We start from the raw sequence: 13,319 nt of genomic DNA on the forward strand, positions 1-13,319 counted from the left end.
AGCCGCCGCCTCGTGAGCCTCACTCCTTCGGCTTGAGCCACACCTGTTGCTTCAGGCCGCGCACGCTGGGGGCGGCGACATCGTCCAGATCGAACACCACCACGGTGTTGTCGCCCTTGCGCTGGAACGGCGCGGGAAAATACAGCGCGGTCTGCGGGCCGATGTTCCAGTGGCGGCCGAGGTTGACGCCGTTGGCCCAGGCAAAGCCTTTGCCGAACGCGCGCATGTCCAAATAGGTGTCGGTGGGCGTGCCGATGCGCAGGGTGCCGCGATGGAAGGCCGGGCCTTGCACGGTCTTGCGGGTCCAGCCGCGGATGCTGTCGGGCGCGCGCATCGGCAACGGGAAAGCCTGCCAGCTGGTGAGTTGTTGGTTGTCCAGCAGTACCGGGTCGATCAAGCCGGCACGGCCGTCGGCCATGCGCGGGCCGTAATTGATGCGGCCGCTGTTTTCCACCAGCACATCCAGGGTGTGTTGGCCTGCAGGAATATCCACGTTGGTGGAGACCTGCTGCAGCCGGCGTTCGACGCTGCCCACCGGTTTCTGATCCAGATACACGCGCGCCACATCGCGCACGTCGCCCAGATATAGCGGGCCCTTGCGCGGGCCGGTGACCGTGGTGCGGTAGAGGATATAGCCGTAATCCTGGCCGAACTGTTCCATCGGCTGCGGAGTGTCGATGGCGATCGGCGCGGGCAGGTTGTCCCAGAGCGAGGCCGATTCGCGCAGTGGCGTGTCTGGCAGCGTGGTTGTCGTGATCGGTGCCGGTAACGCGGGTGGCTGCACGCCGGTGACGCGGGCGATGGCGTCGCGCATCAACGCGAACTTGGGTGTGGGATGGCCGGCTTCGTCGAGGATGGCGTCGTAGTCGTAGCTGGTGGTCTGCGGTGCGTAGTGGTCGCTGGGATTGTTCTGGTAATTGGCACCATTCATGAAGCCAAAACTGGTGCCGCCGATGAACATGTAGAGATTGGCCGAGTGGCCCTGGCGCAGGATCCATTCAAACTCGTCGGCCTGTTGTCTGGCATCGGTGGCGGCGTGTGGCTTGCCCCAATGGTCGAACCAGCCCGCCCAGTATTCGCCGACCATGCGCGGCTGATCGGAGCGGAACTTGATCAGCTTGTCGAATGCGCTCTTGGCTTCGCCGGGTGCGAAGTTCACCACTGCCAGGGTGTCGGGCAAGGTGCCGTTGGCGAGCATATCGGCGCCATCGGAGGTGAACAGCAAGGCCTTGTCGAAGCCGGCCTTAACGTACATGGCACGGTTTTCCGCCATATAGGCGTGGTCGTCGGCATATGAGCCGTATTCGTTCTCCACCTGCACGGCGATGATGGGCCCGCCGTTGTGGTTGAGCAGCGGCTGCACCTGTTTGGCCAAGGCATCCAGATACGCCTGGCTGGCGGCGAGAAAACGCGGGTCGCGGCTGCGCACGCGGATGTTGCCCTTGCCGAACAACCAGGCCGGATAACCGCCGGCTTCCCACTCGGCGCAGGCGTAGGGGCCCGGCCGCAGGATCACGTTGAGCCCTAGCGCGGCGGCTTCGCGCACGAATGCAGCCACATCGTTGTTACCGGAAAAATCGAACTGGCCTTGTTGCGGTTCGACCAGGTTCCAGAACACGTAGGTTTCCACCGTGTTCAAGCCCAGCGCACGGGCTTTCTGCAGGCGATCTTTCCAGTAAGCGCGCGGAATGCGCTGGAAGTGGACGGCGCCGGAAAGCAGTTGGTAGGGCTTGCCGTCGCGCACGAACTGCGTCCCCTGCGTGCCCATGCTTGGCCAGCGTGCTGTGCCTGCGGCTGCAGTGGCAGGTAACGCGAAGGCGAGCGCCAGAACGAGCGGTGCAAGGGTCGTGCGCAACATGGGCAATTCTCGACGGTAACGCGGAATGGATGACATGGAACGTAGTTAGGCGCTAAAGCACGGGCAGCATGCGTGCCGATACGTAGAGCGGCTCTGACTACGAAAACGACGGCGGTAAATCCTGCTTGTTCGCGCCAAAGGCCGGGTTGGGTTTGGCGCCCATCTCAAACTCCAGCGTGCCGCCTGCGGCAAGATCGGCATGACGCAGCCAGGCGCGGTTGGTTGGTGTGCCGTTCCACTTCAGCGATTGCACGTACACGTTTTGCGCGCTGTTGTTGTTGGCAATGATGCGCAGCGTGCGGCCGTTGCCCACATCCAGCGTGGCGCGCTTGAACAATGGGCTGCCCACGATGTAGTTGCCGCTGACCGGATCCACTGCATACAGACCGAGCGCGCTGAGCACGAACCACGCGCTCATTTGTCCGCAGTCTTCGTTGCCGGACAGGCCGTTGCGCGCGTCGTGGTATTGCTCGCGCAGCAAGCGGCGCACCATCGCTTGGGTCTTGTATGGCTGGCCGGCGTAGGCGAACAGATACGCCACATGATGGCTGGGCTCGTTGCCATGCGCATATTGGCCGACCATGCCATCGATATCCGGCGGTGCATCGGCAGGCAGTTCGGAGCTGGTGGAGAACAGCTCGTCCAGCTTGGCGACGAAGCCGTCGCGGCCGCCGTACAAATCCATGTACCCGTACAGATCGTGTTGGTTGAGGAAGGTGGCCTGCCAGGCGTTGGATTCAGTGAAATCGCGCCATTTTGCGAAGTGGCCCATGCCGCGCGGGTCGAACGGTTTGGCCCAGCTGCCGTCGGCAAGCCGCGCCTGCACGAAGCCGCTGTCGCGATTGAATACGTTGCGGTAGTTGCGCGAGCGTTCGCGCAATGCGCGTGCATCGGCGCTGGCGCCTGCCGCTTGCGCCAGATGCGCGCAGGCCCAGTCGTCGTAGGCGTATTCGAGCGTGCGGCTGACTGCCTCGTCCACCTTGTCTGCGGGGATATAGCCCAGCTTGCGGTACTCGCCCAGACCGTGAGTGGTGTCGTCCATTGCACGTTTGCGGTACGCCGGCCACGCGGCCTTGTAGTCGATGCCGGTGAAGCCCTTGGCGTGCGCCTCGGCCAGTACCACGGCCGAGTGGTAGCCGATCATGCAGCCGGTTTCCACGCCCTGTAGCGGCCAGATGCCCACGCCATCGGGGCATTCGTTGGCACCGCGCACCAGGCATTGCACCAGATCCGGCACACGCTCGGGTTGCACCAACGTCAGCAAGGGATGCAATGCGCGGTAGGTGTCCCACAGCGAGTAGGTGCTGTAGTTGTGATAGCCGCTGGGCGCGCTGTGGATCTTCAAATCCATGCCGCGATAGCGGCCATCCACGTCGGAGAACAGCGTGGGCGCCAGCAGGCTGTGATACAGGCCGGTGTAGAAGATGCGCCGTTGCGCCTCGTCATCGCTGTCGATGCGCACCCGGGCGAGTTCTTTTTCCCAGGCCGCCACGGCTTGCGCATGCACGCGCGCGAAGTCGAAGTCCGGCAGTTCGGCGTCGAGGTTGGCCAGCGCGTTGTCAGCGCTGACGGCGGAGATGCCGACCTTGATCAGCAGCGGGGCGTCGGAGGCATCCGGGTAATGCAGCGCGGCCTTGAGGTGCGTGCCGTCGACGCTACGCGTGCCGGCGGCCAGCGGTTGGTCCTCGTTGTACAACTGCACCTGTTTGAAGGACCGCGACAGGCGCATGGCGAAATAGATGTAGCGGCCCTGCGCCCATTGGTACACGCGGCGCCCGCCGGTGAGCGTGCGTTCGTCGACCACGCGTAGCTGCGCATCGCTGACGCGGGTGGGAATACCGGGCTTGTCCTGCATGCCATGGCACAGGTCGAGCAACACGTGCGCGGGCTTGCCCTTGGGGAAGTGATAACGGTGCAGGCCGGCCCGCGCGGTGGCGGTAAGTTCGGCGTGCACGCCGCTGTCCTTGAGGCGCACGCGGTAGTAACCGGGCGATGCGGCTTCGTCGGCATGATCGTAGCGCGAGCGGTAGCCGGCGTCCGGATTGTCGAGCGGGCCGGGCACCAGTTTGACCTCGCCGGTGGCGGGCACCAGCAGGAAATCCAGCATGTCGCCGATGCCGGTGCCGGACAGATGCGTGTGCGAGAAGCCCATGATCGAGCCGTCGGACTCGTGATAGCCGGAGCACGAATCCCACACCGCGTTATAGGTGTCCGGGCTCAACTGCACCATGCCGAATGGCAATGTGGCGCCTGGGAAGGTGTGACCATGGCCGCCGGTGCCGATGAAGACATCCACATGCTTGGTGAGATCGGCACGGGTGCGCGCATCGGCCGGGAGTGCGTAATTGCCGGCGCGCGCACGGGCAAGGCTGGGCAGGCCAACGCTGCCGAACAGTGCTGCGGCGATAGCGCCTTGGAGAAAACCGCGTCGTGTTGCCATGTGTGTGGTCTCGGAATTTGCGGGCCGATGCCGGGGCACCCTCATCCGCCCTGCGGGCACCTTCTCCCGGCGGGAGAAGGGAACATCAAGCGCTGCGCGGTAATCGGCCTGGGAAGGTAGATTGCGCGCTTCGTATAATCAGCTGCTGCGCAGCAGCTGGGGTTTGCGTTGATGCAGGTCGATGATCAGTTCGCCGAACAAGGTGTTGGCCCAGGCGAACCAGTCGCGGGTGAAGGTGCTCGGGTTGTCCTTGTCGAAGGCTTCGTGCATGAAGCCGGTGCCGGCATGCGTGGTTTTCAACCACTGCAGGCATTGGCGCAGTTGTGCGTCGTCGTCGCTGACCAGTGCGTATTGAATGATCGACATCGGCCAGATGGTGCCCATGCCGCTGTGCGGGCTGCCGACGCCTTCGGCTGCTTTGCCGCGCGAGAAATACGGGTTGCGTTCGCTCCAGGCCAGCTGGCGCGTGCGCAGAAACACCGGGTCGGCGCGGTCGCAGCAGCCCAGGTAGGCCAGGCTGAGCAGGCCGGGTGCATTGGCGTCGTCGATAAATAACTGGTTGCCGAAGCCGTCCACTTCGAACGCCCAATACGCCTGGCCGTCGGCATCGCGCTGCTGGCCGAACTGGCGGGTGGCGGTTTCCACTTCATCGGCGAGCGCGGTGCACTCGGCGGCGAAGGCGGTGTCGCGATGCAAGGCCGTGCTCATCGCCGCCAGTTGCCGTAGCGAGGTGACCGCGAACAAATTGGCCGGCACGAACAGCGGGAATACGCAGGCGTCGTCGGAAGGGCGGAACATCGAGTGGATCATGCCGTTGGGTTTGGTCGGCTGGCCGTAGCCTTCCAGTACCAGCGTTTCGGTGGCCAGCGGCGACGGGCGCTGGAACACGTACGGGCCACGGTTGTCCTTGCGCTGCTGCGCGCGGAAGGTCTTGACCACCACGTGCATCGCCGCGCGCCAGTCGTCGTCGAACGGTGCGGCGTCGCCGGTGGCGCGCCAGTATGCGTGCGCGATGCGGATGGGGTAGCACAGCGAATCCACTTCCCACTTGCGCTCGCCCACGCCGGGCTTCATCTCGGTGATGTCGTTGAGCGACCACTTCAGGCGCTGCGTCTGGCCATCGGGCAGGAAGGCGTTGGCATACGGGTCGAGCGTGATGCATGCGGCCTGGCGCTGAATCAGGCCATGGAACATGCGCCGCAACGCCGGGTCGTGCTTGGCCAGTGGCACGTACGGGTGCACCTGCGCGGACGAATCGCGCAGCCACATCGCGTGGATGTCGCCGGTGATGACGAAGGTGTCCGGCTTGCCGTTGCGGGTGCCGGTTTCCACAGTGGTGTCGAGCGTGTTGGGGTAGCAGTTCTCGAACAGCCAGGCCAGTTCCGGGTCGGCGATGCGCGCTTTGATCTGCGCAATCTGTTGCTCGACCGCCTTGCTGACGAAACGGCGCTGCGCCTTGGGCGGGCGCTTGCTGACGAAGGCGCCAGCCGCGCTGGATACGCCAGCGGCGGGTGCGGCCGCAAAGGCGGGCAGGGCACCGGCGAGCAGGCCGGCGCCGGCACTTGCGCCCAGCAGCTGAAGGATGTCGCGGCGGGTATGCATGACCTGGAACTCCTTGGATTCGGCAGCAGGCCTGCACGCCAGTGCCGCTCCAGGGCCGCGCTACCTGCCGGCTAAGGATGAGACCTATGCATGACCAATTCTCGATGACCATACAACGTGTGCGCCGAATGTGCATAGTGCGGCCGCACAATTCGGCGCCGTCTGCCCGTATCCGGGCCGTCGCCAACGGCGATTGACACCGACCACGTGCGGAGGAGATGCAGAGGGGGGCTGTGTTGACCGGCCTGCCGGGCACGCGAGCATCGCCAGGCGCGGGCGGTGACACCTTCCCGCTCACGATGCGCCGCGAGATGCTCCCGCAGGTTGAATGCGTCATCGCAGCGTCCATCGCGCCTGCGCGCAAGCACGATACGCAAGACGGCCATGCCGACGTTGCCTACCGTTTCAGTCGCCGGTCCTGCTTGCGCCGGATGCTGCTACCACTCGCCATGGCAATGATGAAGTGCAAGACCTGTCCGGAGCCGGTTCTGCGCATTGCACGCAAGGTGCATGGGCTGCGCGTCCGAGCTAACCAAGAAAGAGCATTATGAAAAAATCAACGGTTGAGCCGTCGGGATCGAACATAATTGCGCAATAAGTGATATTAAAATAACTGAAATATATGCATTTAGTAATTATCTAATTGATGCGCGATGCAAACCGGTGAATGCCTGCTCTATCGAAATGTTTGGAGACCCTCGGCATCCGCAGACATAACCGCAGGAGGTACGAATTCAAGTTAAGAGCGGCGACACGCCCTTTGTGCTTTACAGCTGCGCATTCGCTGGTTAACAATGTGCGCCAAGGATAAGGCTGGCTATTGCCACCGCGCGCTCGCTTTCCATGTGGGCCGTTTTCGAAGGATCGATGTGACATGTTTCAATCTCTCTCCTCGCTATTGCTGGACAGCATTGTCCTGGCCCTGCCGATTATCGGCATCGTCCGGTTTCCTGGTGTCCGGCTCAATTGGGCGACGCTGGCCGCCCTTCTCGCGGCGATGCTGAGCGCACGCTGCATCCAGGCAACCGCCGGGCGACCGGAGCAGGCGTTACCGATCCTATGCGCGACGTTGATGGGCGCATTCACCCTGTGCGCGATGGCGGTGTCCGCTCGCCATGCAACCGGCCGTAGCAGTCGAGAGAACGCCCCATGACCCTGTTCCGCCAGGAAGTGCTGCAAGCACGCCGCAACAGTTGGCTGGGCGGCATCTCCCTGGCGCAGCCCGTGCGGGCATGGATGCTTGCCAGCGCCGCCGTCATCGTGGCGGCATCCGTCGTGGTCTTCCTGTGCATGGGCGCCTATGCCCACCGCTCCACGGTGACCGGGCAACTGGTGCCGATCAAAGGCCTGGCCACGGTGATGGCGCCGGCCACCGGCGTCGTGAGCCGGCTGGAGGTCAGCGAAGGGCAACCGGTCAAGGCCGGGCAGATGCTCGGCGTGGTCACGGTGCCGCGCGCGGCATATTTAATTATTCCAGGATGCCTGGAATCGCAATCCTGAGGCGAATTAACTCAGGCTAAAAATGGAGCAGGATATGTACGAGCTGAGTGTAGATGAAATTAACTTAGTATCAGGGGGTTTGGGGGTTGGCGACTTTACAGGTGCAGCCGGCGCCTATCTTGGTGGCGAAGCCGGAGCAGAAGGAGCAATGATTGGACTCGGCATTGGCGGCCCCATAGGGGGAGCTATCGGCGCTGCAATCGGATTTGGCATCGGCTACTACATTGGCAGATCTGCTGTAGAGGGTTGACTTATCAAGGCGGGGTATTTAAAAATGCCCCGCCATTACAATAAATTAAAATCATATGAAAAAAATAAAACGCCTAGGATTCAATCAACAACTCAAGGATCGCCCCAAAATTATATTCTATTCTTCACTTGTTCTTGTGGGATATGTAGTATCACACTTGATTGATCATGGCACTACTGCGTTAATTGGTTGCGTTGCAGGAATTGCCGGGCACTGGAAAGCCACATGGATATCAAAAGTCGAAGTTTCAAATGCCAATCGCCGCGAAACTGAAGAATTTCTAATTTCCAATAGATATTCATTTAATAAAAATAAAAATTACTGGGAGCCTGATATTCATAGGCTACTGAGATTTGACGCTCAAGACATTATGATTAAAAAGGACGATGATCTACTACTTGTTATTGGTCCTTTTTACATTTTGAAGAAAATGCTTTCCAAGCCACAATTTCAATGATGGCGTGGCAAGAAATTTTCATCCCATATTGAACACATAGTCAAAAACCCATTTTGGCCGTTTCGAAGGATCGTCGCATGCTTCAATCCCTCTCCACGATATTGCTTGACGGCCTTCTCCTGGCCCTGCCGATCATCGGCATCGTCAGGCTTCGTGGTGTCGGGCTCAATTGGGCGACGCTGGCCGCCATTCTCGCGGCGATGCTGAGCGCACGCTGCATCCAGGCAACCGCCGGGCTACCGGGGCAGGCGTTACCGATCCTATGGGTGGCGTTGATCGGCGCATTCACCCTGCTCGCACTGCTGATGTCTGTGCGCCACACGGCCCGCAGCACCGGTCAAGGCAAGGCCCCATGAGCCTGTTCCGCCAGGAAGTGCTGCAAGCACGCCGCAACAGTTGGCTGGGCGGCATCTCCCTGGCGCAGCCCGTGCGGGCATGGATGCTTGCCAGCGCCGCCGTCATCGTGGCGGCATCCGTCGTGGTCTTCCTGTGCATGGGCACCTATGCCCACCGCTCCACGGTGACCGGGCAACTGGTGCCGATCAAGGGCCTGGCCACGGTGATGGCGCCGGCCACCGGCGTCGTGAGCCGGCTGGAGGTCAGCGAAGGGCAACCGGTCAAGGCCGGACAGATACTCGGCGTGGTCACGGTCCCGCGCGCGACCCTGGGCAGCGGCGACACGCAGGCGGCACTGCAACACCAATTGCGCCAGCGCGGCGAAGGCTTGAAATCGTCCGAGCAAGCGCAGTTGCAGCAATTGGATGCGCAAGAGCAGGGTTTGCATGCGCAGCTGGCCAATCTGCGCCAGGAATTGGTGCAGGTGGACGCAGAAATCGCTACCCGTCGCAACCAGATCGCGCTTGCCAATGAAGTGCTGCAACGCTGGCGCCAATTGCAGGACGACAAATACGTCAGCGTGCTGCAAATCAAGCAGCAGGAATCCAGCGCGCTGGAATACACCAGCCAGATGCAGGCCTTGCAGCGGCAGGCGACCGAAATGCGACGCAGCGCGGCGCAGATCGAACAGCAACTGCGTGTCTTGCCGGGACAACGCGGGGGCGTGCAGGCCGATTATCGACGGGATGCGGCGGCGGTGGAACAGGAACAGGTGCAAACCCAGGTCAATGGCGCCTTGGTGGTGACGGCGCCCGTGGCAGGCGTGGTGGCCACACAGATGGCAAAACCAGGGCAAGCGATCCAGCTCGGGCAACCCCTGCTAAGCGTGGTGCCGGGCGATGGACGGCTGGAAGCCGAATTACTGGTCCCCAGCCGCGCCATTGGCTTTATCGCTCCTGGCGATACCGTGTTGCTGCGCTATCAAGCCTTCCCGTACCAGAAGTTTGGTCACCAGCAAGGCCGCCTGAGCCGGATCAGCCGCAGTGCGCTGAGTTCGAGTGAACTGGGCGCGTTGATCGGCAATGCCCAGCAGGGGGAGCCGTATTACCGCGTCACCGTCGCGCTGGGGCGGCAAAGTGTCATGGCCTACGGCAAGCCCGAGATGCTCAAGCCGGGGATGCTGTTGCAGGCCGACATCATCGGCGAGCGGAGAAAGTTGATCGAATGGGTGTTTGAACCTTTGTTGTCGCTTGGGAGGTGATCGGTTTGGATATGAGAATTTTCTCAACAAAATTGCGATTCATCACTGAATTAACCGATTGATTTTTGGGTAAACCCCAAATCCCGTGACGCAGGGGTTCTGCGTCCATATTAAGGAGATTGTGTAATGCGCGAATTGACAGAAAACGAAATCAAACAAGTCGATGGTGGCTTAAGTGACTTCACTGAAGGCGGCATGGCTGTAATAGCGATTGGCTTCGCTGGCGGACCGGCTACCGCAGCCTTTGGACTTTTGGTTGGAGGTGCAATGATGTTCGTTGGTCATTACCAAGCGCAGTGACCTCAATAATTAGTGTCTTTCTTTGAATCGGTGCCTGCCTGCAAGGGCAGGCACTCCTCATTTGAGGGTATGTCTTAATGCATTGGAATTTGGACGATAGTTTTCCCCGCGCACCAGACAGATGGTCAGCATGGCGACCACCTTGGGGCCGGAAATTAGAGGGTGAATCCTCAGTTCGTCGTGCCACCTGGCAATGGCATCCATTCGACCCAATCATTGTGTCGATCCCGGGCGAAAAGTCGATGCTGCCTCCCATTTGCTTTGTGAGCATGGCGCCTCAAATTCAAAAACGAATGATTTTTCAGTATTTTTTATTATTTTCTCTAATGTTATGCATGGCATTGGGCTTCACAATTACAAGTGTCAAAACCCATGACGTCTATTTTGCCAAGGTAAGTGCTGCAATTATATTTTTTTTCATATTTTTAATTCTTCAATATATAATTATTTTCCGAAAATTATCCAGCCTATGTGAATATTCTCGGTTTTTTGCATGGTGCTATCTGCAGCCGAGCAAGCAACCGCTTTCAATCGCCGTCATGATGATGGCGATCGGTGGAATTCAACTCTACCTGCAGACACGCGCCGGCAGCCTTTTCGGCCTGATCGAGCAGTACGGGCTTGTTTTCCAAGATGCGCCGCACCAACCATGGCGCTATTTCAGTGGGCCTTTCCTGCATTCCGGTGTTGCACACTGGACCTCTAACTTTTCTTTACTTATGGTTGCAGCCGGGCTTTCTTTCTCGCTTGGCCGGGCGCTGGTTATCTGGCTGACGTTCTTATCCGGGGTATTGTTGCCCGCATTTTTATTGACCTTCCTCCCGCATTGGGTCGGCTCGGACGCATTCCTCGGCATCTCCGGTGGAGTATTTGCGTTATATGGATGGATTGTCGGTATATCGCTACGCAATCGTCAGATATTCCCGCCGGCTCTCTGGTGGCTGCTTGCATATTTCGCATTGGCAACGATGCTGGCTTCCTCCTTGCTCTCCCCTCGCACGAGTTGGTTTGCGCATGCATCAGGTTTGCTGTTGGGGCTTGCGATTGGCTTCTGGGAGATAGGATTCAAGCATGAGCTTAAAAAACCAATATTGGCATCATCGGCCACTGGAGCAAGCTGAGCGATGAAGGCGATTGTGCAAGCAGAAGCAAGCGAATGCGGGCTGGCGTCATTGGCGATGGTGGCGTCGGCGCATGGCATGCAACTCGGCCTGCCCGAGTTACGCAGGCGTTTCCACTTGTCGCTCAAGGGCATCCGACTCAACCAGTTGATCGAGATTGCCCAGACGCTGGGCTTCTCCACCCGCCCGCTGCGGCTGGAGATGGAACAACTGGATCAACTCGCCCTGCCTTGCATCCTGCACTGGGATCTCAACCACTTCGTGGTACTTGCCAAGGTTGGAAAAACCAAAGCGACGATCCTCGACCCAGCCATCGGCGATCGCAGGTTATCGCTCAGCGAGGTATCCCAGCACTTTACCGGCGTGGCACTGGAACTGACGCCGACTACCGAGTTCAAACAGCACAAGGCAGCACCCTCCATTTCCGCACGCCAACTCACCGGCCCCATCCGTGGGCTGTGGAGTGCGCTGTCGCAGATCACGTTGTTGTCGCTGGCGTTGCAGGTCTTCGTCATCCTGGCGCCGTTCTACACGCAATGGGTGGTGGACCAGGTGCTGGTGTCGGCGGACCGCGACTTACTCGTGGTGCTGGGGCTGGGGTTCGGATTGGCGTTGCTGTTGCAAGTCGGCATTGGCCTGCTGCGTGGTTGGTCGGTGGTGTCGCTCTCCTCCAGGCTCGGATTGCAGTGGATGGGCAACGTGTTCGCGCACCTGCTCAAGTTGCCGCTGGACTTTTTCGAAAAGCGGCACCTGGGCGATGTCACCTCGCGCATGTCCTCGGTGCAGACCATTCAACACACGCTCACCACCAGCTTCGTCGAGGCGATGATCGATGGCGTGATGGCGATGGTGACGCTGGTGCTGATGCTGGTTTATAGCTGGAAGCTGGCCTTGGTGACGCTGCTGGCGGTCGCGCTCTATCTTGGCATCCGTGCCATTGCCTATCGGCCCATGCGCGACCGTACCGAACAACAGTTAGTGGCCGCGGCCAAGCAACAGACGCATTTGTTGGAATCGCTGCGTGGCATGCAAAGCTTGAAAGTGGCCGGTAAAGAATCGGTGCGCCGTTCCACTTACGAGAACTTACTCAACGACACCGTCAATCAGGACGTGAAGCTGGCGCGGATGTCCCTGGGCTTCAATACGGCCAGCCAATTGGTGTTCGGCCTGGAGCGCATCGCGGTGATCTGGATCGGCGCCAGGTTGGCGCTGGACAATGTGTTCTCGGTCGGCATGCTGGTCGCTTACCTGGCCTACAAGGACCAGTTCGCCATGCGCGTGAGCGGGTTGATCGATAAATGGATCGAGTTCCGCATGCTGCGCCTGCACGGCGAGCGGCTGGCCGATATCGTGTTGACCCCGCCGGAAGAGCATCACGCACAACCGCACGCGCTGCCACCCGCCGAGCCAAGCATCGCGGTGGAAGGGCTGTCGTTTCGCTACGCCGACGGCGAGCCGTGGGTGGTCAAGGACTGCTGTTTCACGATTGCACCGGGGGAATCGGTGGCTATCATTGGTGGGTCTGGTTGCGGCAAGACAACGCTGGTGAAACTCTTGCTGGGTTTACTCACGCCCAGCGAGGGCACGATCCGGATCGGCGGGCACGATCTGCATAAACTCGGCCCGCGCAATGTGCGCGCGATGATCGGCGTGGTGATGCAGGACGATCAATTGTTCGCAGGCAGTATCGCCGACAACATCGGTTTCTTCGATACGGATTTCGACCTGGAACGGATCGAGGCGGCGGCGCAGTTGGCGGCGGTGCATGAGGATATCGCCGCGATGCCGATGGGCTATCACAGCCTGATCGGCGACATGGGAAGTTCGCTTTCGGGCGGCCAGAAGCAGCGTATTATTCTCGCGCGTGCGCTGTATCGGCAACCGAAGCTGCTCTTCCTAGACGAAGCCACCAGCCATCTGGATGTCACCCGCGAACGCCTGGTCAACGAGGCGGTGAAGCACTTGCAACTGACCAAGGTGATCGTGGCGCACCGCCCTGAAACCATTGCCAGCGCCGACCGCATCCTGGTGATGGAGCATGGACGGATCGTGCAAGAAGTGAAGTTGCAGCAATCGCCCGAAATACCACATCCTGAAGATCACGTCTTGAGTGCGTGAGGACAGCCACACTCGTTGGCGCGCGATGTTCCAGCCGCTGTACGCCGTGCGCACCTGCGCGGTTCACCATCAGACC

General features: G+C 60.4%; 12 protein-coding genes and 1 pseudogene. 10 read left to right on the forward strand and 3 right to left on the reverse strand.

Features of this window, described 5'->3' with window-relative positions; all coding sequences use genetic code 11:
- Positions 1 to 19: 19 nt before the first annotated feature.
- The 3 genes from KWO_RS06520 to KWO_RS06530 all read right to left on the reverse strand — a co-directional run bounded on the left by KWO_RS06520 (position 20) and on the right by KWO_RS06530 (position 5,900).
- Positions 20 to 1,858 carry a glycoside hydrolase family 35 protein gene (locus KWO_RS06520; RefSeq protein ID WP_010381236.1) on the reverse strand — a complete coding sequence of 613 codons (1,839 nt, stop codon included), beginning with the start codon at positions 1,856 to 1,858 and terminating at the stop codon, positions 20 to 22.
- 97 nt (positions 1,859 to 1,955) lie between these two features.
- The gene (locus tag KWO_RS06525; protein ID WP_010381234.1) at positions 1,956 to 4,298 is read right to left on the reverse strand and encodes a GH92 family glycosyl hydrolase; all 2,343 of its coding nucleotides are present in this window, start codon (positions 4,296 to 4,298) and stop codon (positions 1,956 to 1,958) included.
- A gap of 138 nt (positions 4,299 to 4,436) precedes the next feature.
- Positions 4,437 to 5,900, reverse strand: a complete 1,464-nt coding sequence (locus KWO_RS06530) for a glycoside hydrolase family 125 protein (protein ID WP_010381232.1) — start codon at positions 5,898 to 5,900, stop codon at positions 4,437 to 4,439.
- Positions 5,901 to 6,243: 343 nt separating this feature from the next.
- Between KWO_RS06530 and KWO_RS06535 the strand changes: the two are divergent.
- The 10 genes and pseudogenes from KWO_RS06535 to KWO_RS06580 all read left to right on the forward strand — a co-directional run.
- A pseudogene (locus tag KWO_RS06535) lies at positions 6,244 to 6,451 on the forward strand (hypothetical protein); the annotation flags it as partial.
- Positions 6,452 to 6,774: 323 nt separating this feature from the next.
- Positions 6,775 to 7,053 carry a hypothetical protein gene (locus KWO_RS06540; RefSeq protein ID WP_017113105.1) on the forward strand — a complete coding sequence of 93 codons (279 nt, stop codon included), beginning with the start codon at positions 6,775 to 6,777 and terminating at the stop codon, positions 7,051 to 7,053.
- Positions 7,050 to 7,400, forward strand: coding sequence for a biotin/lipoyl-binding protein (locus KWO_RS06545; RefSeq protein ID WP_113622348.1), 351 nt, complete (start codon positions 7,050 to 7,052; stop codon positions 7,398 to 7,400). The genes KWO_RS06540 and KWO_RS06545 overlap by 4 nt, the downstream gene beginning before the upstream one ends.
- 34 nt (positions 7,401 to 7,434) lie before the next feature.
- Entirely contained in the window at positions 7,435 to 7,650 is a 216-nt protein-coding gene (locus KWO_RS06550) for a hypothetical protein (RefSeq protein WP_227479814.1), read from the forward strand.
- A gap of 55 nt (positions 7,651 to 7,705) precedes the next feature.
- A complete protein-coding gene (locus KWO_RS06555) occupies positions 7,706 to 8,107 on the forward strand; it encodes a hypothetical protein (protein WP_010365311.1) in 402 nt (133 codons plus the stop codon).
- A 77-nt stretch (positions 8,108 to 8,184) separates the two neighbouring features.
- Positions 8,185 to 8,463, forward strand: a complete 279-nt coding sequence (locus KWO_RS06560; protein ID WP_017113106.1) for a hypothetical protein — start codon at positions 8,185 to 8,187, stop codon at positions 8,461 to 8,463.
- Positions 8,460 to 9,704 (forward strand): HlyD family secretion protein, encoded by a 1,245-nt coding sequence (locus tag KWO_RS06565; RefSeq protein ID WP_017114665.1) that lies wholly within the window; start codon positions 8,460 to 8,462, stop codon positions 9,702 to 9,704. Before KWO_RS06560 ends, KWO_RS06565 begins: the two co-directional genes overlap by 4 nt.
- A 126-nt stretch (positions 9,705 to 9,830) precedes the next feature.
- Complete coding sequence (locus KWO_RS06570; RefSeq protein WP_113622349.1) at positions 9,831 to 10,004, forward strand: Blp family class II bacteriocin; 174 nt, start codon at positions 9,831 to 9,833, stop codon at positions 10,002 to 10,004.
- A gap of 77 nt (positions 10,005 to 10,081) precedes the next feature.
- Positions 10,082 to 11,125 carry a rhomboid family intramembrane serine protease gene (locus KWO_RS06575; RefSeq protein WP_227479940.1) on the forward strand — a complete coding sequence of 348 codons (1,044 nt, stop codon included), beginning with the start codon at positions 10,082 to 10,084 and terminating at the stop codon, positions 11,123 to 11,125.
- Positions 11,126 to 11,128: 3 nt separating this feature from the next.
- Positions 11,129 to 13,243: a peptidase domain-containing ABC transporter gene (locus KWO_RS06580; RefSeq protein WP_010381219.1), complete on the forward strand. Its 2,115-nt coding sequence runs from the start codon at positions 11,129 to 11,131 to the stop codon at positions 13,241 to 13,243.
- Positions 13,244 to 13,319: the final 76 nt, after the last annotated feature.

The sequence above is a fragment of the Xanthomonas vasicola pv. musacearum NCPPB 4379 genome, from assembly GCF_000277895.2.
GTDB lineage: Bacteria > Pseudomonadota > Gammaproteobacteria > Xanthomonadales > Xanthomonadaceae > Xanthomonas > Xanthomonas vasicola.